Annotated in this window: 22 protein-coding genes; 12 read left to right on the forward strand and 10 right to left on the reverse strand. The window is 64.9% G+C overall.

What is annotated here, in order from left to right:
- Positions 1-87 precede the first annotated feature (87 nt).
- A complete protein-coding gene (locus XI05_RS29100; protein ID WP_271508250.1) occupies positions 88-621 on the reverse strand; it encodes an REP-associated tyrosine transposase in 534 nt (177 codons plus the stop codon).
- A gap of 194 nt (positions 622-815) precedes the next feature.
- Here XI05_RS29100 and XI05_RS29105 point away from each other — a divergent pair, with 194 nt between their 5' ends.
- The 4 genes from XI05_RS29105 to XI05_RS29120 are packed head-to-tail and all read left to right on the forward strand — an operon-like array spanning position 816 to position 4,831.
- Positions 816-1,667 carry a phosphodiesterase gene (locus XI05_RS29105; protein ID WP_271508252.1) on the forward strand — a complete coding sequence of 284 codons (852 nt, stop codon included), beginning with the start codon at positions 816-818 and terminating at the stop codon, positions 1,665-1,667.
- A gap of 1 nt (position 1,668) precedes the next feature.
- Positions 1,669-2,619, forward strand: a complete 951-nt coding sequence (locus XI05_RS29110) for a carbohydrate ABC transporter permease (protein WP_271508254.1) — start codon at positions 1,669-1,671, stop codon at positions 2,617-2,619.
- Entirely contained in the window at positions 2,616-3,485 is an 870-nt protein-coding gene (locus XI05_RS29115) for a carbohydrate ABC transporter permease (protein WP_271508256.1), read from the forward strand. The genes XI05_RS29110 and XI05_RS29115 overlap by 4 nt, the downstream gene beginning before the upstream one ends.
- 11 nt (positions 3,486-3,496) lie before the next feature.
- Positions 3,497-4,831: an ABC transporter substrate-binding protein gene (locus tag XI05_RS29120; RefSeq protein ID WP_271508258.1), complete on the forward strand. Its 1,335-nt coding sequence runs from the start codon at positions 3,497-3,499 to the stop codon at positions 4,829-4,831.
- Positions 4,832-4,988: 157 nt separating this feature from the next.
- Here the strand turns inward: XI05_RS29120 and XI05_RS29125 are convergent, their stop codons facing one another.
- Positions 4,989-5,978, reverse strand: a complete 990-nt coding sequence (locus tag XI05_RS29125) for a zinc-dependent alcohol dehydrogenase family protein (protein WP_271508260.1) — start codon at positions 5,976-5,978, stop codon at positions 4,989-4,991.
- 103 nt (positions 5,979-6,081) lie between these two features.
- On the opposite strand from XI05_RS29125, the gene XI05_RS29130 reads away from it, so the two are divergent.
- Positions 6,082-6,981, forward strand: a complete 900-nt coding sequence (locus XI05_RS29130; protein WP_271508262.1) for a LysR family transcriptional regulator — start codon at positions 6,082-6,084, stop codon at positions 6,979-6,981.
- A 353-nt stretch (positions 6,982-7,334) separates the two neighbouring features.
- Positions 7,335-8,483, forward strand: coding sequence for a ribonuclease D (rnd, locus tag XI05_RS29135; RefSeq protein WP_271508264.1), 1,149 nt, complete (start codon positions 7,335-7,337; stop codon positions 8,481-8,483).
- A gap of 121 nt (positions 8,484-8,604) precedes the next feature.
- Here the strand turns inward: rnd and XI05_RS29140 are convergent, their stop codons facing one another.
- From XI05_RS29140 to XI05_RS29160, 5 genes are all read right to left on the reverse strand, one after another.
- Entirely contained in the window at positions 8,605-9,987 is a 1,383-nt protein-coding gene (locus XI05_RS29140; RefSeq protein WP_271508266.1) for an aspartate aminotransferase family protein, read from the reverse strand.
- Positions 9,988-10,184: 197 nt separating this feature from the next.
- Positions 10,185-10,355 carry a hypothetical protein gene (locus XI05_RS29145; protein WP_271508267.1) on the reverse strand — a complete coding sequence of 57 codons (171 nt, stop codon included), beginning with the start codon at positions 10,353-10,355 and terminating at the stop codon, positions 10,185-10,187.
- A 30-nt stretch (positions 10,356-10,385) separates the two neighbouring features.
- Positions 10,386-10,949, reverse strand: a complete 564-nt coding sequence (locus tag XI05_RS29150) for an isochorismatase family protein (RefSeq protein ID WP_271508269.1) — start codon at positions 10,947-10,949, stop codon at positions 10,386-10,388.
- 25 nt (positions 10,950-10,974) lie between these two features.
- Positions 10,975-11,595: a GNAT family N-acetyltransferase gene (locus XI05_RS29155; protein WP_172786488.1), complete on the reverse strand. Its 621-nt coding sequence runs from the start codon at positions 11,593-11,595 to the stop codon at positions 10,975-10,977.
- Positions 11,582-12,199: a hypothetical protein gene (locus XI05_RS29160; protein WP_271508271.1), complete on the reverse strand. Its 618-nt coding sequence runs from the start codon at positions 12,197-12,199 to the stop codon at positions 11,582-11,584. Before XI05_RS29160 ends, XI05_RS29155 begins: the two co-directional genes overlap by 14 nt.
- A gap of 71 nt (positions 12,200-12,270) precedes the next feature.
- Between XI05_RS29160 and XI05_RS29165 the strand changes: the two genes are divergently transcribed.
- Positions 12,271-13,311, forward strand: coding sequence for a LysR family transcriptional regulator (locus XI05_RS29165; protein ID WP_271508273.1), 1,041 nt, complete (start codon positions 12,271-12,273; stop codon positions 13,309-13,311).
- 11 nt (positions 13,312-13,322) lie between these two features.
- On the opposite strand, the gene XI05_RS29170 is transcribed toward XI05_RS29165, so the two are convergent.
- Positions 13,323-14,480 (reverse strand): autotransporter outer membrane beta-barrel domain-containing protein, encoded by a 1,158-nt coding sequence (locus XI05_RS29170; protein WP_271508275.1) that lies wholly within the window; start codon positions 14,478-14,480, stop codon positions 13,323-13,325.
- A gap of 378 nt (positions 14,481-14,858) precedes the next feature.
- Here XI05_RS29170 and XI05_RS29175 point away from each other — a divergent pair, with 378 nt between their 5' ends.
- On the forward strand, positions 14,859-15,065 hold the full coding sequence (locus XI05_RS29175; RefSeq protein WP_024338088.1) for a cold-shock protein: 207 nt from the start codon (positions 14,859-14,861) through the stop codon (positions 15,063-15,065).
- 220 nt (positions 15,066-15,285) lie between these two features.
- Here the strand turns inward: XI05_RS29175 and purN are convergent, their stop codons facing one another.
- Both purN and purM read right to left on the reverse strand, forming a co-directional pair.
- Positions 15,286-15,939, reverse strand: coding sequence for a phosphoribosylglycinamide formyltransferase (gene purN, locus XI05_RS29180; RefSeq protein WP_271508277.1), 654 nt, complete (start codon positions 15,937-15,939; stop codon positions 15,286-15,288).
- Entirely contained in the window at positions 15,939-17,012 is a 1,074-nt protein-coding gene (gene purM / locus XI05_RS29185; RefSeq protein WP_271508279.1) for a phosphoribosylformylglycinamidine cyclo-ligase, read from the reverse strand. The genes purN and purM overlap by 1 nt, the downstream gene beginning before the upstream one ends.
- Positions 17,013-17,167: 155 nt before the next feature.
- Between purM and XI05_RS29190 the strand changes: the two genes are divergently transcribed.
- From XI05_RS29190 to ppx, 4 genes are all read left to right on the forward strand, one after another.
- Entirely contained in the window at positions 17,168-17,710 is a 543-nt protein-coding gene (locus tag XI05_RS29190) for a CDP-alcohol phosphatidyltransferase family protein (protein ID WP_172786482.1), read from the forward strand.
- Between the two features lie 91 nt (positions 17,711-17,801).
- Complete coding sequence (locus XI05_RS29195) at positions 17,802-18,479, forward strand: DnaA ATPase domain-containing protein (RefSeq protein ID WP_271508281.1); 678 nt, start codon at positions 17,802-17,804, stop codon at positions 18,477-18,479.
- Positions 18,480-18,624: 145 nt separating this feature from the next.
- Complete coding sequence (locus XI05_RS29200) at positions 18,625-20,814, forward strand: RNA degradosome polyphosphate kinase (protein ID WP_271508544.1); 2,190 nt, start codon at positions 18,625-18,627, stop codon at positions 20,812-20,814.
- Positions 20,815-20,829: 15 nt separating this feature from the next.
- Entirely contained in the window at positions 20,830-22,332 is a 1,503-nt protein-coding gene (ppx, locus tag XI05_RS29205) for an exopolyphosphatase (RefSeq protein ID WP_271508282.1), read from the forward strand.

Here is a 22,332-nt window from a genome sequence, read left to right on the forward strand (position 1 = left end):
GCAGGCGTAATCCACCACTTCTCTCAGCACACGGAAAGCGAAGAGGTGGATTACGCTTCGCTAATCCACCCTACAGACTGACGCTGATCACGCCCTCTCACCGAACTCGCCTGCGATCCTGACGTCCCCGCCCCAATCCTCCGGAAACAATCCCGCGCGGACATCGCGGTGAAAGGACGAGTACGGCCAGTCACACACCTTCGAGACGTGCCCGTGCTTGACGGGATTGTAGTAACAATATTCGACATGGCGCGCGTAGTCGGTCTCGTCACGGATCAGATGCTCCCAAAAGCGGCGTTGCCAGATACCGCGCTCGTTTCGCGCGACACGGACTGCGCTCCGACGCTCATTGGCCGGTAGGGCTTTCGCAAATCGTGCCTTGATCAACCGCCAACGCACAGAAAAATTGGCATCGCCCGGCGGCAGCTTCCAGATCGCGTGCAGATGATCCGGCAAGACCACAAAAGCATCGATCTCGAAAGGATAGCTCCGGCGGGTTTCGGCGACTGCTTCCCGCAAGCTCTCGATCTCCTCGGTCAAAAGAGATTTCCGCCGATCAAGCAAGTTCACGGTGAAGAACCAGCGTCCTCCGGGGATGAATGCGCGGCGATAGTCAGGCATCAACCATCGATAGCACAACTTGAGGTTGGCTCACAGTGGTGGATTACGCCTTCGGTTAATCCACCCTACGACACGGGCGCTTGTGGACACGGGAACCGCTGTCATCAAACTGAAACACACGCGCTCTAACGGGCTGGCAGCGCCGTCTTGCCGGAGGCGCCGATCCTCCAACCGTCCCGACTCAGGCGCGCCATATGCCCTTCAAGTTCATCCACCTCACCGACACGCACCTCGCGAACCCCGGCTTGACGCTCTACGGGCTCGATCCGCGCGCCCGGCTGGATGCGGCCATTGCCGACATCAACAAGCATCAGTCCGACGCTGCATTTGCCGTGGTGACCGGCGACCTCACCCATTGGGGCGAGGCTGAGTCCTACGCCAACTTCGCCGAGGCGATGGCGGCGCTGAAGATTCCCTACATCGCGATGGTCGGCAATCACGACAAGCGCGTCATCTGCCTCGACGCGCTGAAGGCCGCGCCGCGCGATGCCAACGGCTTCGTGCAGGGCACGCGCACCACCGAGCATGGCCTGTTCGTCTTCCTGGACACGCTGGACGAGACCAGCCATGCCGGCGAGATGTGCGCAAGGCGCCTCGGCTGGCTGGCGAATACGCTCGCGGCCGCCCCCGCCGAGCAAGAATTCGTCGTGTTCATGCACCATCCGCCCTTCCCGGTCGGCGTCCACGCGATGGACGAGATCGCGCTGAAGCAGAGCGCCGAATTCGCCGAATTGATCGCGCCCTATCGCTCGCGCATCCGCCATCTCTTCTTCGGCCATGTGCATCGGCCGATCTTCGGCAGCTACGGCAAGATCCCGTTCTCGACGCTGCGCGGCACCAATCACCAGGTCTGGTTCGAGCTCGACGCTGCGGCCAGCGAGCATCTCGCCAGCCACGAGCCGCCGGCCTATGGCGTCGTGCTGATCGACGATGAGAACCTCGTCGTGCACAGCCACGATTTCCTCGACCAGAGTCTGCGCTTCCCCTTCGAGCCACCGGCAGGAGTGGACGGCCGCGACTATGCACTCAATTTCCCGGCGCGATGAGATGAGCCTCGCTGAACCCGCGGCTCTCCCGGTCGCGACGTCGGCGGCACCGCGTCTGCACGTCCTGAAGCGGTTCTCGAACCGCTTCAAAGCCTCGCTGCCTGCCTATCTGCTGCTGCTGCCCTCGCTGGTCTTCCTCGCGCTGTTCACCTATGGCGCGATGGGGCGCGTCCTCATCGACGCGCTCTATCAGCGCGCCACGCCCAAGGCGCCGGTCCGCTTCGTCGGGCTCGACAACATCAGCGCCGTGCTCGCCGACCCCGCCTTCGCCGGCGCCGTCGTCAACAATTTGATCTACGCCGTCGGCACGGCAGTGCCGAGCATCGCGCTTGCGCTGTTGTTCGCGCTGGCGCTGTCGCGCACCCATGCCGTGAACAGTGCGCTGCGTGCCGCGCTGTTCCTGCCGGTGCTGATCCCAATGGTCGCAGCGTCAGCGCTGTTCATGTTCATCTTCCTGCCGAATGTCGGCCTGCTCGACTATTACATCGGCCGGCTGCTTCCGGTGCTGCCGAACTGGCTCGGCGACGGCGACATCGCGCTCTACGCCATCATGGTGATCACCATCTGGAAGAACGCCGGCTATTACATGCTGTTCTTCCTCGCCGGCCTTCAGGCCGTGCCCGAGGATGTGATGGAGGCCGCCCATCTCGACGGCGCCGGGCCATACATGCGCCTGCGCCACATCATCCTGCCGGAGCTCAAGCCCACCTTCCTGTTCGTCACCGTCATCGCCACGCTGAACGCGGTGACGCAGGTCGACCACGTCTTCGTCATGACCCAGGGCGGGCCGTCCAACGCGACCAACCTCGTGCTGTTCTACATCTACCAGCAGGCGGTCGAGCATTACGACATCGGCAAGGCCTCGGCGGCGACGCTGCTGACACTGGCGGCGCTGATGGGCCTCACCGCGCTTTCCTTCCGCACGATGGCCAACCGCGAGGGCGGGCCATGAAGCTGATCGATACGCTGTGGAAGGACGCCCCGCTCGCCACCCGCGGCGAGATCACGCCAAAGCTCGGCTTCGCGCTGACCGTGCTGCTCGCGATCGTCTGGCTCATCCCGTTCCTGTGGATGGGCGTTGCGACGTTGCGCCCGGCCTCCGACGGCATCAACACAATGGCCGAGCTGATGCCGAGCCTGAAGCCGACGCTCGACAACGTCAGGGACGCCTGGGAGATCGGCGATTTCCCGCGCTACACGATCAACACCACGATCATCTGCACCGGCATCCTCCTGGTGCAGTTCGTCACCATCACGCTGGCCGGCTTTGCCTTCGCGCGCCTGGAATTCGCCGGCAAGACGCTGATCTTCTACCTGTTCCTGATGCAGCTGATGCTGGTGCCGGTGCTGCTGATCGTGCCGAACCTGTCGCTGGTGGCGCAGCTCGGGCTCTATGACACGCTCACCGGCGTGATGATGCCGTTCTTCGCCTCGGCCTTCGGCACCTTCCTGATGCGCCAGGCGTTCGAAGCCATTCCGACCGAGCTGGAAGACGCCGCCCTGATCGACGGCGCCGGCCTGTTCCAGCGCATCCGCCACATCTACGTGCCGCTGTCGATGCCGAGCTTCTCGGCCTTCGCCATCATCTCCGTGACCAGCCACTGGAACGACTTCCTGTGGCCGCTGATGGTGATCAATTCGCCGGACAAGCGGCCGCTCACGGTCGGTCTCTCCGTCTTCACCAAGACCGCCGAAGGCACGCAGGCCTGGGGCACCATCGCCGCGGGTACGCTGATGGTGATCGCGCCGCTGCTCGTCGCCTTCCTGATCTTCCAGAAACGCTTCATCAGCTCTTTCGTCACCTCAGGCATCAAATAGGAGATTTTCCGATGCTGTTTTCCCGCAGGATCGTGCTTGGCCTCGCCATGGCCGGATCAATGGCAGGCGCCCTCGCCTTTCCGGCTCTCGCCGGCGAAGGTCCGACCGAGGTCGACCTGTTCTTCCCCGTCCCCGTCGACGGCAAGCTCGCCCGCGACATGGGCACCTTGATCAAGGAGTTCAACGAGACCCATCCCGACGTCAAGGCGACCGCGGTCTACACCGGCTCCTACGACGACACGCTGATCAAGACGCGCGCCGCGATCAAGGCCGGCAAGCCGCCGGCAGCCGTGATCATGTCGGCGAACTTCCTGCTCGACATGCAGATCGAGAACGAGCTCACCAACCTCGATGCGCTGATCAAGGCGGACGGCACCACCAGGGAGCAGTTCCTCGGCCAGTTCTTCCCGGCGCTGCAGGGCAACGCGGTGATCAACCGCTCGGTCTACGGCGTGCCGTTCCACAACTCGACGCCGCTGCTCTACATCAACGCCGACAAGGCCAAGGAAGCCGGCCTTGATCCGAGCAAGCCGCCGCAGACCTGGGCCGAGCTCACCGACTGGGCCAAGAAGCTGACCAAGCGCGAGGGCGACAAGGTGACCCAATGGGGCATCGCGATCCCCTGCGCCTACGACTATTGCGGCTGGATGATGGAAACGCTCACCATGAGCAATGGCGGGCGCTACTACAACGAGGAGTTCGGCGGCGAGGTCTATTACGACACGCCCTCGATGCTGGGCGCGCTCACCTGGTGGAACGACCTGATCTATAAGCACAAGGTGCATACGCCCGGCGCCACGCCCGGCCCTGCCGTCAGCACCTCCTTCATCTCAGGCAATGCCGCGATGATGATGCTGTCGACTGGCTCGCTCACCTACGTGCGCGACAACGCCAAGTTCGCCTACAAGGTCGCCTTCATCCCGCGCAACGTCCGCAATGCGGTGCCGATCGGCGGCGCCTCCCTGATCATGCCGGCCGGGTTAGAGGCCGACAAGCAGAAGGCGGCCTGGACGCTGATCAAGTGGATGACCTCGCCGGAGAAGAGCGGCTGGTGGAGCCGCGCCACCGGCTATTTCGCGCCGAACATGGCCGCCTACAAGACGCCCGAGATGGTCGAATTCCTGGGCAAGAACCCGGATGCCAAGACCGCCGTCGAGCAGCTCGACGTCGCAAAGCCGTGGTTTGCGACCTACAAGACCGTCCCGGTCCGCAAGAACCTCGAGGACGAGGTGATGCTGGTCCTCAACGGCAAGAAGCAGCCGAAGGAAGCCCTCGCCGCCGCCCAGAAGGCCGCTGACGAGACGCTGAAGCCGTACAACGCGGAGACGTCGCTGAAGCTGCCGTAAGGGGCTTTGCAGCTCCAAGCCAAAGACGCAAATCTCGTAGGGTGGGCAGAGGCGCACAGCGCCGTGCCCACCATCTACCTCTCAACTCTGTTGATAGATGGTGGGCACGCTTCGCTTTGCCCACCCTACGGAGCCTCGGCTCCCGAAAGACGCTTGATCAGATCGTCACCACGATCTTGCCGAACTGATCGTTCGACTCCAGAAAGCGATGCGCTTCGACGATGTCCTCGAACCGGAACGTCCTGGCGATGACCGGCTGCAACGTGCGATCCGACAGCCCGTCGAGAATGAACGCCTTTGCCTGCGCAAGGCGCACGGGATCGCGGGTGATCTCGTGCACGAGGTAGCCGCGCAACACCAGGCTCTTGGTCAACACGTTGAGAAGCGGAAACGGCGTCGGCTCGGGACTCAATCCGCCGTATTCGATCAGGATTCCGCCCGGCGACATGGCCGCGGTCAGCGGCTCGAACGCGGGACCACCGACCGCGTCGAAGACGACGCGGACCCCGTTTGATCCGGCGATCGCCTCCAGCCGCGCCCGAATGTCGTCTTCGTCCGAGGCGACGACATGGGCAGCGCCGGCACCGCGCAAAGGCCCAATCTTGGCCGAGGTCCGTGTCAGCGCGACCGCCGTCGCGCCGACCCGGTTCGCAATCTGAATGGCCGCGATCCCGACGCTGCTGGATGCCGCGGTGATGGCAACGACGTCGCCTTGGCCAAGCCGGGCGATATCGACCAAAGCGCCGTAGGCCGTCAGATACTGCATCCACACGGCAGCCGCCGTTTCGAAGCCGAGCTCCGGCGGATGTTTCACGACGAGTTCGGCCGGAAACGTCGCGAGCTCGGCATAGGCCGGCCATCGCACCATCGACAGCGGCGGCACGATGCTCACGACATCTCCTGGCACAAAGCTGGTCACATCATCCCCGACCGCTTCGACGATGCCTGTCGCCTCCAGGCCCAGCCCCGACGGAAAAGTCGCGCGCTCGATATAGGTCCCCCTTCGCAACAGGGCCTCGGCACGGTTGAGGCCGAGTGCCCTGACCCTAATCTGCACCTCGCCCGATGCCGGCGGCGGGGCATCGACGGTCTCGATGCGCAGCACGTCGGGACCACCATGGTGATGAAAGCGAACGGCGCGGGCCATGTATGCACTCCAAAACACTTGAACCGAATGCAGCTATGCCGATCTGTGCAAACGGGATAAATCGCCCAAACAAGCGAACAGTCGAAACCAGGAGTTTTCAATCATGGACCGCCTGACCAGCATGGCCGTGTTCGTCAGGGCCGTCGATCTCGGCTCGTTCGCGGCGGCCGCCGACACCCTGGAGATGTCGGGGCCGATGGTGGGCAAGCACGTCCGTTTCCTCGAAGAACGCCTGGGTGCACGGCTCCTCAACCGCACCACGCGGCGCCAGAGCCTGACCGACGCCGGCCAGGCCTATTACGAACGCTGCCGCGCGGTGCTGAGCGAGGCCGAAGCCGCAGATAGCGTCGTTGCCGACCAGTTGTCCGAGCCGCGCGGCCGACTGCGTGTGACCATGCCGGCCCTGCTGGGACGGCACTGCATCGCGCCCTTGTTGATGAGGCTGGCGCGGAAACATTCGCATCTCGAGCTCGACCTCTCGTTCGGCGATCCGATCGCCGACATCGTCGAGGCTGGCTACGATCTGGCAATCCGGACCGGCGATCTCGACCACCAGTCCGGTCTGATCGCGCGGCGCATTGCGAGCCAGCGCATGGTGGTGTGCGGCGCGCGATCCTATTTGCGCACGAGCGGCAAGCCGAAATCGCTCGACGATCTCGCCGCCCATCAAGCGATCATCTATCGCGGCTCGGGGCGTGTCCGGCCGTGGCTGTTTCCGCAGGAGGGCGGCATTCCGCGCGAGATCATGCCATCGGGCCGGCTGAGGTTCGACGATCTGGAGGCGATTGCCGATGCCGCGGCGCAAGGCATGGGCCTCGCGTGGCTACCCTATTGGCTGGTCCGCGAGCGCCTCGATACTGGTGCGCTCGTCAGTCTCTTCAGCAGTCAGCCGCAATTCCTCTACGAGTGCCACGCGCTCTGGCCGCGCTCGCCCCGGCTGCCGCCGAAGGTGCGCGCGGCCGTGGACCTCCTCGCGGCCGGCCTCCCGAAGCTGATGGCGTGACCATGGCTGCGGCGCGCCATTAACCCCCCGTCCACCATCCGGCTCGGCCCGCCCCCGGTAACCATCGCAATTAACAGACCCTCAACGCACCCCCGACAAATCTATCCATGTTTCTGGAGATTTCGCCGTGGATCTGTTGGTTTTCGAGTTCCTGGGACTGGCGCTGGTCGCCATGTGCGTGATCGTGGTGGCGTTGCCCTGCGCGCGAAAACCCTCGCAGCGGGTCCGTTACGAATAGGAATTTGGTCGGAAAGGGACGATTCCGGCCCGATGCAAGGCTCGAATTCGCTTAGAGCCCCTTGACATCACAGCACTTTCGGCAGAACGGCTGTATTCAGTGTCATGGGCCGTTCATGGATTTGATTACCACCACCGCTGACCTCGCGGCTGCCTGCAGCCGGCTGGCCAAGCACCCTGTCATCACAGTCGATACCGAGTTCCTGCGCGAGACCACTTATTACCCGCTGCTGTGCGTGGTGCAGATGGCCAGTGCCGAGGAAGCCGTGGTCATCGACGCCCTGGCCGAGGGGATCGATCTCAAGCCGTTCTTCGAGCTGATGGGCAACGAGGGCGTGCTGAAGGTGTTTCACGCCGCCCGCCAGGACATCGAGATCATCTGGCACCAGGCGGGCATCATCCCGCACCCGGTGTTCGACACCCAGGTCGCTGCGATGGTGCTCGGCTACGGCGACAGCATCGCCTATGACGCGCTGGTCGAGAAGGTCACCGGCCACCGCCCGGACAAGACCCACCGCTTCACCGACTGGTCGCGCCGGCCGCTGACCAAGGAGCAGATGCATTATGCTGTATCCGACGTCACCCACTTGCGCGACGTCTTCGCCGCGCTCGACGCCGACCTGAAGAAGCGCCGCCGCAGCGAATGGGTCTCCATCGAGATGGAGGTCCTGACCTCGCCCCGCACCTATGACTTCCACCCCGAGCGCGCCTGGGAACGGCTGAAGACGCGGGTCCGCAAGCCCAAGGACCTCGCGGTGCTGATGGAGGTCGCGGCCTGGCGCGAGCAGGAGGCGCAGAGCCGCGACGTGCCGCGCGGCCGCGTGCTGCGCGACGAGGCCATCACCGACATCGCCACCCACGCGCCGACCACGCTGGAGAAGCTCGCGCATCTGCGCTCGGTGCCGAAGGGGTTCGAGAAGTCCAAATGGGGCGCGGACATCATCGCCGCGGTCGAGCGTGGGCTCGCGCGGGACTTCACGAAGCTGCCCAAGCTGGAGAAACCGCGCAACAATTCCAATGGCGCGGCGATCGTCGAGCTCTTGAAGGTGCTCTTGCGGATGACCGCCGAACGTCACGCGGTCGCAAGCAAGGTGATCGCGACCGTCGACGATCTCGAAGAGATCGCGGCGGACGATGAGGCCGACGTCCCCGCCTTGCGCGGCTGGCGCCGCGAGCTGTTCGGCGACGCCGCCCTAAAGCTCAAGCGCGGCGAGCTGGCGCTGGCGATCGAGAAGGGCCGCGTGATCGGGGTCCAGCGGGCGTAGCCGCTCGCTGCTTCACTGTGTCATTGCGAGCGCAGCGAAGCAATCCAGAGTCTTTCCACGGAGACAGTCTGGATTGCTTCGTCGCAAGGGCTCCTCGCAATGACGGGGAGAGAGCATCCCCTTACGCCGGCGTCAGCTTCGCCACTTCGCTCTTCATGTCGTTCAGCACGCCTGAAATCGCGGTGACCAGCTCGTCGATCTGAGCCTTGGTCGTGATCAGCGGCGGGCAGATGGCGATGGCATCGAGCATGTTGCGCGAGATCACGCCGCGCTCCTGGAGCATGCGGCTGGCGATGCCGCCGACGGCGCCCGGCGTGCTGGCGGCGGTCTTGCGCCCCTTGTCGAGCACGAGCTCGAGCGCGGCGATCATGCCGACCCCGCGGACCTCGCCGACCAGCGGATGGCTCGCCAGCTCACGCAAGCGGCCCTGCATATAGGCGCCGAGCTCGGCCGCGTGCGCGACCAGGCCGCGCTCCTCGATGATCTTGAGGTTTTCCAGCGCAATCGCCGAGCCGACCGGATGGCCGCCGGCGGTGAAGCCGTGGCCGAGCACGCCGATCTTGTTGCTCTCGTCCGCGATCGGCTCGAACATACGGTCGTTCAGGATGATCGCCGACAGCGGGAAATAACTCGAGGTGATCTGCTTGGAGACCACGATCGCGTCCGGCTCGATGCCGTAAGTCTCGCAGCCGAACATCTTGCCGGTGCGGCCGAAGCCGCAAATCACCTCGTCGGCGACCAGGAGAATGTCGTACTTCTTCAGCACCTTCTGGATCTTGTCCCAGTAGGTCGCCGGCGGCACGACGACGCCGCCCGCCCCCATCACCGGCTCGCCGAAGAAGGCCGCGATCGTATCCGGCCCCTCCTTCTGGATCAGCGCGTCGAGCTCCTCGGCCCGGCGCGTGGCGAAGGCTTCCTCGCTCTCGCCGGGGGCACCGTCCTTATAAAAGTGCGGCGAGCCCGTATGCAGGATGTTCGGCAGCGGCAGGTCGAAGGAGCGGTGGTTGTTCGGCAGGCCCGTCAGGCTGGCGGATGCGATGGTGACGCCGTGATAGGCACGCAGGCGGCTGATCACCTTCTTGCGCTGGGGCTGGCCAAGCGCGTTCGAGCGATAGGCGATCAGCTTCAACACCGTGTCGTTCGCTTCCGAGCCGGAATTGGTGAAGAACACCTTGCTCATCGGCACAGGCGCGAGCGCGACCAGCTTCTCGGCGAGGTCGATCGAGGGCCCGTGCGATTTGGCGGAGAAGGTGTGGTAGAACGGCAGCGCCTGCATCTGCTTGTACGCCGCCTCGACCAGCCGCTTCTCGTTGAAGCCGAGCCCGACGCTCCACAGGCCCGCCATCGCTTCGAAATAGCGCTTGCCCGAAGCGTCGAAGACGTAAGGCCCCTCGCCGCGCTCGATCACCAGGGGACCGGCCTGCTGATGCGTGCGTGCATTGGTGTAGGGATGGAGCTGATAGGCTACATCCCGGGCCTCTTGCGAATTGGGCAGCATGGACATTTGCGAGGATCCTTGAAAAGCGTCACGCCGCCGGCTCGGCCGGCGTCATCACTCGATGGCAAGTGCTTGTCTTGAGTACGTGGCTATTGCCACCACGCGAAACTTGCAACGCCAATTCGTTGGCGGCAAGCGCTCAGCAGGGATGCACAAAGCCGCACATGACGCACCACGGATCGCAGGAGCCGGCCGGGCAGCTTTCACGCCGCGCCGCCGTCGTCCCCCTCGTCGGTGGCGGAAACGGCTTCCTTCACCTCCACCAGCGCCATCGAGAGCAAGTAGACCGTCGTGGGCAGCCCAAGCCTGCGCGCCGTTTCGGCGGCACGTGACAGATCGCTCGCCAGTTCCTTGAGCTCGTCTCCCGACGACAATTCTCAACCCCATCGACCGGCCGCGGACGCCTACACCGCGACGGCGCCGCTGGTTCTGATCAGTTCGGCGCTGGACTGGATTGTAGCAAAATTCGCGATGACATTCACTACCGCATGCCGGTAGGCGGCGGCATCGTCCGTGCCCGGCTGCCGGCAAGCCACGGCGTCAGTGATCACATGGTAGCGATGACTGCGGTGAAACCCCTCGACGGCGGTGGCCAGGATGGTCTCGTCCAGGGAAAAGCCGACCAGAATGCAGCGCATGGCGCCGATAGCGGACATGTGGCCGACAAACCGCGACGAGCTGTAGGCGGACGGCAGCGGGTGCTCGAACGTCATCTCGCCCGGCCGTGGCCTGGCCTCTGCGATCCAATCGGTCAGCCTGGATGACGGATTGAACCAGGCCGCCTGCGCGATGCGCTTCAGATGCATCACCGGCCACAGATTGCTGCGCCACAGCGTCAGAAGTTCCAGGCAGCGCGCCATCGTCGCATCGCCGTCGCGGATGACATGGCGGCGGCCGGGGGTCAGGTACTCGACCTGAAGATCCGCACAGATCAGGATCGGCGGATCATCGTGCATGGAAACCAGCATCGTGTTGCGCGCAGCTGCACCTATTTCAGCGGTCGGCGAGAGCGAGGTCCCGCAGCGGTGAGGTCACTGCCCGCCCGGCCGACGCATCGAGCACGCCAGGCCGGTCCCAATCGCCCTCGGGACGGATGATCACATAAGGATCGCTGTCCAGCGTGATGGCGTCCGGGCCTGGCTCGACCTCCAGCAGCATCTCCGTGTAGGAGAAATCCGAGAAGGTGATCTTGCGGTTGTGACCGAGCGGCTTGGCGCCGAAATGGGCCCAGAAATCGACCAGCCGGTCCTGCGCCTGGCCGTAGATCTTGCGAAAGCCCTTGCGCTTCACATAATCGACGCTGGCCTGCACCAGCTTGAACGAGACGCGGGAGCGCCGATATTGGTGACGCACCGCAAGCCGCTCCACCTTAGCGAAATCACCGAAGAAGCGCACCCGCAGGCAGCCCGCAGGCTCGTTGCCGACGAAGCCGATGAAATGCGCGGCGACCATGTCGTTGCCGTCGAACTCCTCCTCGAACGGACAATCCTGCTCGGCGAGATAGACCGCCGAGCGGATGGCGGTCACCAGCATGAGATCGCTTGGGTCGCGCGCGAGGCGGATGGTGATGGCGCGGGAACAGGGCGTGGCGACAGGAATCCTAGTACCGTGCATCTGCAAAGCTCCTTGATTGGATGATCGCGCCCGGCATGCGCAGCGGCCGTCGATGCCAGGGCCGCTCGTAGCACCAAAGGTCGGGTTGAAAGCTCGGAACAGGTGCAAAGCCCGTCGCCTTCATGATATCGCGTCCAGCCACCGTTGACGGCTGCGCATAGCAGTCCGCACTGCGAAACCTTATCTGCCGCAGATGCGCCGCGGCCTTGCCGAGACCGGCGATGCCGCGGCCCGTCGCCGCGATCGCCCAGATGTAGATGGCGGCGACGTCGTCGTCCGCCGATGCGAGATAGCGCGTCTCGGGCGCAATGAGGCAAATCTCGTCGAGCAGCAGCGCGTCGTGTCCGCGATCATTGAGGAACAGGAAGGCCATGCCGCCGACGAGCTTGCCTTTGCGGCTGAATGTCAGGATGCTCTGGGGATCGAAAAGGTAATATTTGGCAAGCTCCGCCGTCCCGATCTGCACGCCCGGCACCAGCCGGTGCGCCATCTCCGAAAGCGCCCCAATTTCGGAAAATTGCGCACAGCGGACGTCGACGTCCGGGCTCAGAGGCAGGGCATCGAAATCGTGTCTTGCGGCAAACGAGCCCCTTTCCATACTCATATCACGCCTCTATCGTTCAAGGCTTTCATGCCCCGCTATGACGACGAGCTTAGCGGTTGGGGATCAGGAGTATGCAGCAGTTATTGCACCGGGGTGCTGCGATGATGCAGCACCGTGAAGAAGCCCTGGGCACGTCCTGGGATGATTTGAAGCTGTTTTTAGCGTGCGCAAAATATAAAAGTTTTCGGAATGCCGCCGAAGTGCTCGGCCTCACCTCCACAACGCTGATGCGCCGCGTCGACCGGCTCGAGGAGAGCATCGGCTGCAAGCTGTTCCTGCGCGACCAGAGCGGGCTGACGCTCAGCGATGAAGGCAACGCGATGATCGCCGACGTCACGCATATGGAGCGTCACGCCTTCAACGTCTTCCGCCGCGCCGCCCGGACATCGAACGACACCTCGGGCACCGTGCGCGTCGCCGTGACGGAAGGCCCCGGCAATTTCTGGATCCTGCCGCGGCTGATCGATTTCCAGAAGACCTACCGCAAGATCACCGTCGATCTGCGCTGCGCAATGGAGCAGGCCGACGTCGCGCGGCTCGAATCCGACATCGCAATCCAGCTCGAGCCGCCGACCAATCCGGATCTGATCGTCGCCAAGCTCGGCCGCCTTCATATCTATCCCTTCGTCTCCAAGGAATATGAAAGCCTCTACGGCGTGCCGGCAACGCTCGCCGAATTGAACAACCACCGCATCATCAAGCAGAGCGCGCCGCAGGTCGACGACGGCGCCTATGCCCGCGTGCTCGGGCTGAAATCGCTCGAGGGCATCGTCGGGATCAAGACCAATTCGTCGGTGGGCGTGCTCTATGCGGTGGAGCGCGGCGCCGGCATCGGCTTCCTGCCGACGGTGTCGATCGCGCTCGGCGCGCCGCTCGTTGCCGTCGACCTCGGCGTCAGCCACCACGCCGATCTCTGGCTCACCTATCACAAGGAGTTTCGCACCTCCGAGCGCCACAAGATCGTGGTCGACTGGCTGAAGAAGATCTTCGATCCCAGGACCTATCCCTGCTTCCGCGATGAGTTCATCCATCCGAACGCGCTAGTGCCGATGATGACGGCGGCGCGCGAGGGCTTTGGCTTGACCGGATACGTGGCGACGGCGCCGACCTAGACGCAGTCAGCTCACCATTTGTATTCGAAGCCGAGTGTGCCCTGGTGCGAGGTGAGCTCATTGCGGAACTTGCCGTCGTAATTGACGTAGAGCCGAGCCACGTTGGTCAGGCTGAGCGAAGCCGAGGCACCGGCATCCGCGCCGTAACGGCTCTCGCCGATGCCGGGAACGATGATGTTCTGGGCGCCCAGGCTGACCTGGATGGATCCGAGGTCCTGGTGGAAATTGTCGACGAACTTGCCGTAGGCCGAGAGGTCCAGGATCTTCTGGTCGATGATGAAGTAGCGGCCGATCTCCGCCCCGATCATGATGCGGGCGCGTGAGAGCGCCGACGCGCCGACGCTGAGCGGATCGAGCCCGCCGGACTCACTGAACGCGGCGCTGGTGGCGCGCACATATTCCAGCGCACCCTTCGGCACGATGCGCATCTGGTCCTTGGTCCAGTAATAGCCGATCTCGGTCAGCGCGCCGTCGACGGCGGCGCGATAGCCTGCGGTCGCAAGGCCGAGGCCGGTGTCGCGGCTGGAATGGACCTTGCCGAAGCCGTGCACCACCGCAAAGGCCCAGGTCCACGGGCCCTTGTCGACCGAGCCGCTGAAGCCGAGCTGGGTCAGGTCGAGCGTTGCGGATTGCAGCGCCAGCGGCACGTCGATGTCGGTGTGGCTGTGGTCGACCGAGAACCCGATGTTGACGCCGGGTGCGAGCCGCGCGCCGAAACCGGCGACGCCGCCAAAGGTCTTGCGCTTGTCGCCGACGAAATCGCCTTGCGCATCGGTCCGGACCGAGAGGCCGTAGCCCTCGAACCAGGTGCGGTAGCGCGGATCTTCCGCAGCCGCCGAGGCGCCGCCGCCGCCGGGATTGGTGCGAAACGCCCGGTTGACGCCGCCGGATGCCTGGTTGCCGAGCCGCTCCAGAAAGCCCGAGCCGAGATTGAGCGCGCTGTTGCCGGCTGACCGATCCTGATTGGTCGAGGTCGGCGACGGAATCGGCGTCGGCGTCGGGGTGGGTGTCGGGGTGGGTGTCGGCGTCGGGCTTTGCGCGAAGCTGGGGCTCACCGCCGCCATGGTCACGACCAGCGCAAACGCCATCGCAAGCGCAGCGGCGATCCGGCGGACGCGGTCCAGCCCGATCGTCTGCCGTGTCCCGGAGAGCTGCGCGGCGCAGCGCATGACCATGAATCCCGTAGCGAAGTGGCGGCGCGCAAAAATGCAACACGGTCTGCGGCGCTAGCGGCGATTTGTGCCGAACTGCCACGAGGGGTCAACCGGTCGGCGCATGACGGCCAAGGCTATTGCACTGATTGTGGTTCTGCTGCCACAGGTCGCAAATTGCGCTTGAAGGCAGCTGGCCTGGTCTTGAAATCCCCGCGCGGCTTGCTAGGCGACGATTTTCATGTTGCAATATCGGTCACAATCGGAATTGGCCGCTTGGCTGTGCGTTTCGCGACATTGCGCCTCAAGACTCGAACAGACTTCCGGAAGACCGTTTGTGGCGTGGCACGCGAAAAGCGGCCGCGTCTTTTTTATATCTAGTGGAGGAGACGAGCGATGCCGCAAAAGGGCACCGTCAAATGGTTCAACCCGACCAAGGGCTATGGGTTCATCAAGCCGAACGGCGGCGACAAGGACGTGTTCGTCCACATCTCCGCGGTCGAGCGTGCCGGACTCTCCACCCTCAACGAGAACCAGGTGGTTGAATTCGACCTCGTGGAGAACCGCGGCAAGTCGTCCGCGGAAAACCTCAAGGTTTCCTGATGTCTCTCGCGGCAAGCGAGCGATCATGACGTTGCCCCCGGCTCTGCCGGGGGATCTTGTTTGGGGGCTCGCCCGTTGCGCGTAGGTTCATGGTTCGGCTCGCACGCGCCACATACTCGGTCATTGCGAGCGAAGCGAAGCAATCCAGAATCTTTCCGCGGAGCGATTCTGGATTGCTTCGTCGCAAGAGCTCCTCGCAATGACGGGACGGGGCGGCTCTTCAGCGCACCACCGGCGCAACCAAGAAATTCTCCGACGCCGCGCTTCCCGCCGTCCTGCACACATCGCCCTCGATGCGGACCTTGCCGGTCGCGAGCAGCCGCAGCGCCTCGGGATAGATGCGATGCTCGACCTCGAGGATGCGCTCGGACAGCGTCTCCGCGGTGTCGTGGTCGCTGACGGGAACCGCGCCCTGCATCACGATCGGGCCGGCATCGGTCTCGGGGATGACGAAGTGCACCGTCGCGCCGGACAGCTTGACGCCCGCGCGCAGGGCCTGGCCGTGCGGGTCGAGGCCGGGGAACGACGGCAGCAGCGACGGATGGATGTTGAGCATCCGCCCATACCAGGCTTTTGTGAACTCGGCCGTGAACAGGCGCATGAAGCCGCCCAGACAAATCAGCTCGATGCCGTGCTTGTCGAGCGCGGCCTGCAGCACCTTCTCGAAGCCGGCGCGGTCCTTGCCGAACGGCTTGCTCTCGATCACCTCGGTGGTCACGCCGCCCGCCCGGGCACGTTCGAGTCCGGGCGCATCGGCCTTGTTCGAGATGACGAGCGATATCTCCGCCGGGAAATCCGGGGCAGCGGCTGCCCTGATCAAGGCGGCCATGTTGGAGCCGCGCCCCGAAATCAGGATGGCGACGCGGCGCTTCATCACAGCGCCATGTCGAGGTGGCCGTTATAGACGACGCGGTGCTCGCCCTCGGCCGGAATCACGGTGCCGAGCTGCGCCACGGTCTCGCCGGCGTCGGTGAAGACCTCGATCACCTTGTCGACCTTGTCGGGCTCGACGATCGCGATCATGCCGATGCCGCAATTGAAGGTGCGCAGCATTTCCAGCTCGGCAATGCCGGCCTGCGCGGCCAGCCATTTGAACACCGGCAGCACCGGCAGGCGTGCCAGATCGATTCCGACGCCGAGGTGCTCGGGCAGCACGCGCGGGATGTTGTCGGTGAAGCCGCCGCCGGTGATGTGGGCGAGCCCCTTCACCGCGCCGGTCTCCCGGATCGCGCGCAGGCAGGATTTGACGTACAGCCTGGTCGGCGTCAGCAGCGCGCCGCCGAGCGTCATCACCGGCGCGAACGGCGCCTGCGCCTCGAAGCTGAGGCCCGACTGCTCGACGATCTTGCGGACCAGCGAGAAGCCGTTGGAATGCACGCCGGACGAAGCGAGACCGATCACGGCATCGCCCGCGGCGATGTCCTTGCGCGGCAACAGCGTACCGCGCTCGGCGGCGCCGACGGCGAAGCCGCCGAGGTCGTAGTCGCCGTCCTTGTAGAGGCCGGGCATCTCGGCGGTTTCGCCGCCGATCAGCGCGCAGCCGGATTCGCGGCATCCCTCCGCAACACCGGCGACGATCGCCGCAGTGGCCTCGGGGTCGAGCTTGCCACAGGCGAAATAGTCCAGGAAAAACAGCGGCTCGGCGCCCTGCACCACGAGGTCGTTGACGCTCATGGCGACGAGGTCGATGCCGATGCCGCCATGCAGCCCGGTCTCGATCGCGATCTTGACCTTGGTGCCGACGCCGTCGGTCGCGGCCACGAGGATCGGATCCTTGAAGCCGGCCGCCTTGAGGTCGAACAGGCCGCCGAAGCCGCCGATCTCGGCATCGGCGCCCGGCCGTGCGGTGGCGCGCACCATCGGCTTGATCAGGTCGACCAGGCGGTTGCCCGCGTCGATATCGACGCCTGAATCGGCGTAAGTGAGGCCGTTTTTGCGGTCGGTCATGCCCGATTTCCAGTGGGTTTGCGGCTGGTTACGTCGAATTCCGGGGACACGCAATGGCTCGCATGGCGCTCCCCGCTATACTATGTAGACATATCAACCGGTTCAGCCTGCAACGGGCCGGATTTGAGATCAGAACCGGTGCCGGGAAGCGCTGCGTGAGTATTCCGAACATCATTACCCTGGGCCGCATCATGCTGGTCCCGATCATCGTCTGGGCCATCGTATCGAGCCAAATGGAGGTCGCGTTCGCCGTCTTCCTCATCGCCGGCATCAGCGATGCCGTGGACGGGTTCTTGGCCAAGCGCTTCAACATGACGAGCGAGCTGGGCGCCCTGCTCGATCCGCTCGCCGACAAGGCGCTGCTGGTCTCGATCTACATGGCGCTCGGCATCTGGGGCGCGATCCCGCGCTGGATCGTGATCCTGGTGGTCTCGCGCGACATCATGATCGTCGCCGCTGTGATCGTGTCCTGGCTGTTCGACCGGCCGGTCGAGATGAAGCCGTCCAAAGTGTCCAAGCTCAACACGGTCGCGCAAGTGGCGTTCGCAGCCCTGGTGCTGGCGGCGCTTGCCTTCGGCTTCAAGCCCGCGCCCTATGATATCATCCTGATGGGTCTCGTCACGGTCCTCACGCTCTCCTCCGTGTCCCTCTATCTCGTCGAGTGGCTGCGGCACATGAGCACGATCGAGGCCAAATGAAAGTGGAAGCGGCCTCGTAAAGGCCATCTCCGCTCGATCAAATCGAATTCTCTTCGAACCGGCCGGCGCGCCGGCATGGAGCAAAGCAAGCGTGGCAGGCCGCGTTCATCCCCGACAATTGGCGTTTGCACTTCCGCATGCGGAGAGCCTCAGCCGGGATAACTTCCTCGAAGGCCCCGCCAACGCGGCCGGTCTCGGCCTGATCGACAGCTGGCCGGAATGGCCGAACCGGATCATGTGGCTGGCGGGCCCGGAGGGCAGCGGCAAGAGCCATCTCGCCGCGATCTGGGCCGAGGACGCTGGCGCCCGTTCGACCACCGCCAATGCGCTGACCGCGGCGGCCGTGCCCGGCGCGCTCGCCACCGGCGCTCTGGTGGTCGAGGATCTCAAGGCTGGGGACTTCGACGAGCGCGCCCTCTTCCACCTGATGAATCTCGCCCGCGAGGACGGCGCCTACGTCCTCTTCACCGGGCGCGAGGCGCCGGCCGCGCTTCAGATCGAGCTGCGCGATCTGCGCTCGCGCCTGCGCGCCGTTCCGGTGGTCACGCTGCTGCCGCCCGACGACCAGCTGTTCCGCGGCCTCATCGTCAAGTTCTGCGCCGACCGCCAGCTGAATGTGGACGAGAGCGTGGTCGGCTACCTCGCCAACCGCCTGGAACGGTCCTCGGCCGCCGCCCGCCGCGCCATCGAGCTGCTCGACAGCGAAGCCCTGCGGCTCGGCCGTCCCGTCACCCGGGCGCTGGCCGCCGAGCTGCTCCGGGACGCCTGACCGGCTCGCAGGCCTCCCTGAAGCCCGCTTGACGCGGGGCGGCGGCGGAACATCAATGTCATCGAAACGTCATCGCTCTAACACATGCTCCCGCCGATTTTGCGCTTAAGTCGCAATTGGGGTGAACTGGATGGACCGACTTCTGATGGACTCTGCGCAAGCTGTTGAAACCAAAGAGAAAGCCCCGGAAACCGAGGGCCTCCCGGCAATCGCGTCCAGCCCCGAGCGGTTCATCAACCGCGAGCTGTCCTGGCTGCATTTCAACCGCCGCGTCCTGGAGGAATCGGTCAACCCCAGCCACCCCGTGCTGGAGCGGGTGCGATTCCTGTCGATCTCGGCGAATAACCTCGACGAGTTCTTCATGGTCCGCGTTGCCGGCATCAAGGCCCAGGTGCGCGAGGGCATTGCCGAACGCAGCCCCGACGGCCTGACGCCGTCCGAGCAGCTCGCGCTGATCAACCGGACCGTCTCCCAGCTCGCCTCCGACCAGCAGGCGATCTGGCGCGACCTGCGCGGCACGCTGGCCGATGTCGGCATCGTGCTGGTCGACGGCAAGGACGTCACCAAGGCTGAACGGACCTGGATCGAGGACTACTTCCTCAACAACGTGTTCCCGCTGCTGACGCCGCTGGCGATCGATCCGGCCCACCCCTTCCCGTTCATTCCGAGCCTCGGCTTCACCATCGCGCTGCACCTCACGCGCGCCGCCGACGGCAAGCAGATGAACGCGCTGATCCGCATGCCCGGCAAGATCGACCGCTTCATCCGCCTGCCGGCGGAGGGCACGGTGCGCCTGATCTCGCTGGAACAGGCCACCGCCCTGTTCATCAATCGCCTGTTCCCCGGCTACAATCTGCACGGCCATGGCGCCTTCCGTATCATTCGCGACTCCGAGCTCGAAATCGAGGAAGAGGCCGAAGACCTCGTCCGCCTGTTCGAGACCGCGCTGAAGCGCCGCCGCCGCGGATCGGTGATCCGGCTCGAGATCGACGCCAAGATGCCGGAGGAGCTGCGCAGCTTCGTGCAGCACGCGCTCTCGGCGGCCGACGACGAGGTGTTCCTGGTCGACGGCGTGCAGGCGATGAACGAGCTCTCGCAGCTGACCCGGCTCGACCGGCCCGACCTCGAATTCACCCCTTACGTGCCGCGCCATCCCGAACGCGTGCGCGAGCATGGCGGCGACATCTTCGCCGCGATCCGGCAGAAGGACCTGATCGTCCATCATCCCTACGAGTCGTTCGACGTCGTCGTGCAGTTCCTGCAGCAGGCCACGCGCGACCCCGATGTCGTCGCGATCAAGCAGACGCTCTACCGCACCTCCAACAACTCACCGATCGTGCGCGCGCTCGCCGAAGCGGCCGAAGCCGGCAAATCCGTCACTGCACTGATCGAGCTGAAAGCGCGGTTCGACGAGGAAGCCAACATCCGCTGGGCGCGCGATCTCGAACGCGCCGGCGTGCAGGTCGTCTACGGCTTCCTCGAACTGAAGACGCACGCAAAGCTCTCGATGGTGGTGCGCCGCGAGGGCGGCAGCCTGACGACCTACGTCCACACCGGCACCGGCAACTATCACCCGGTCACCGCGCGCATCTACACCGACCTTTCCTACTTCACCTCGGACCCGACCATTGGCCGCGATGCCGCGCGCGTGTTCAATTTCATCACCGGCTATGCCGCGCCGAGCGATCTGGAAAAGATGGCCGTGTCGCCGCTGACCTTGCGCAAGCGCATCATCGAGCACATCCAGGGCGAGACCGCGCATACGCGGCACGGCCGTCCGGGCGCGGTCTGGATGAAGATGAATGCGCTGGTCGACCCCGACATCATCGATGCGCTCTACGAGGCGTCCCAGGCCGGCGTCCAGGTCGAGCTCGTGGTGCGCGGTATCTGCTGCCTCAGGCCCGGCATTCCCGGCCTGTCGGAGAACATCCGCGTCAAGTCGATCATCGGCCGTTTCCTGGAACATGGCCGAATCTACTGCTTCGGCATGGGCCAGGGCCTGCCCAGCGCGAAAGCGGCTGTGTATATCTCCTCTGCCGACATGATGCCGCGAAACCTCGACCGCCGCGTCGAGGTGCTGTGTCCGCTGCAAAATCCGACGGTGCATCAGCAGGTTCTCGAACAGATCATGGTCGCGAACCTGAAGGACAATGAGCAGAGCTGGCAGTTGTTGCCGGATGGGTCTTCAACGCGTATGAAGACCGCGAAGGGCGAGGAGCCTTTCAACGTCCACAACTACTTCATGACGAATCCGAGTCTGTCTGGCCGTGGAAAGTCGCTCAAGGAATCCTCGCCGCGTCGTCTCACGCGCCGGAACGAACGCCATCAATCCTGATCGGGGATTTGCGACGTGAAGCGGCCGCGCAAGCGCGGCTCGAGCGTCGCGGTTATCGACATCGGCTCCAACTCGGTCCGCCTCGTCGTCTACGAGGCGCTGGCGCGCAGCCTCATCCCGATCTTCAACGAGAAGACGCTGTGCGGCCTCGGACGCGAGGTGCAGAGCACGGGCCTGCTTGCGCCCGACGCCGTCGACAAGGCGCTGACCTCGCTGAAACGGTTTCGCGCGCTGTGCCGGGTGATGCAGGTCGGACGCGTGTTCGCGATCGCGACCGCGGCGTGCCGCGACGCCTCCAACGGTCCCGATTTCATCGCCAAGGCCGAGCGCATCTGCGCGGTGAAGATCGAGATCCTGTCGGGCCCGCGGGAGGCGCGGCTCTCGGCGCTCGGCGTGATCTCCGGCATCCACCTCCCCGACGGCATCGTCGGCGACCTCGGCGGCGGCTCGCTGGAGCTGATCGACGTGCGCAGGAACGCGGTGCGCAGCGGCGTGACGTTGCCGCTCGGCGGTCTCGCGCTCCAGGATCTCGCGCACAAATCGCTCAAGCGTGCCGATCGCATCGTGCGCGAGGAGATCGACGAGGTGCCGCAGCTGACTGCAGGCCGCGGCCGCACCTTCTACGCCGTCGGCGGCACCTGGCGCGCGCTCGCGCGCATCCACATCATCCAGAGCGGCTATCCGCTCCAGGTGATGCACGGCTATTCCATCCCCGCTGCTGAAGCGCTCGACTTCTCGCGCCGCCTGCGGCGCCTCGCCGCCGCCAACATGCTTGCCGACATCGAGATCGTCGCCGATGCGCGGCGCCCTCTCCTCACCTATGCGGCGCTGGTGCTCGAGCACATCATCCGGGTCGCAAAACCCAAGACGATCGTGTTCTCGACCTTCGGCGTGCGCGAGGGCCTGCTGCACGAGAAGCTGTCGGAGTCCGAACGGACCAAGGACGGGCTGATCTGCGCGGCCGAGGAGCTGAACCAGCTGCTGTCGCGTTCAGCCAAACACGCGCGGGAGCTGATCGCCTGGACCGACCGCCTGGTGCGCGTCGTCAAGCTGCGCGAGACGGAAGAGGACCGTCGCCTCCGCCACACCGCGTGCCTGCTCTCCGACATCGGCTGGCGCGTGCATCCCGATCATCGCGGCGAACAGACGCTCAGCCTCGTCGTCAACGGCAATTTCGGCGCGATCACCCACATCGAGCGCGCCTTCGTCGGCCTGTCGGTGTTCTATCGCTATGCCGGCCTCAGCGAGGAGAACCAGCCGCCGGCCACCATGCAGGAGCTGCTGACGCCGGCGCAACTCGAACGCGCGCGCCTCCTGGGCGCTGCATTCCGCGTCGCGCATCTGATCTCGGCCGCACGTCCCGGCGTGCTGCCCGCCACGCATTTCCGCAGCCAGGGCCGCAAATTGATGCTGGTGTTCGAGCACCGGCTCGGCGACCTCGTCGCCGACCGCGTCGGCAGCCGCTTCCGTCAGCTCGCCCGCCTGATCGGCCGCTCGGGATCGATCGTGCGGCGCTGA

The organism is Bradyrhizobium sp. CCBAU 11357, assembly GCF_028128865.1.
Lineage (GTDB): Bacteria > Pseudomonadota > Alphaproteobacteria > Rhizobiales > Xanthobacteraceae > Bradyrhizobium.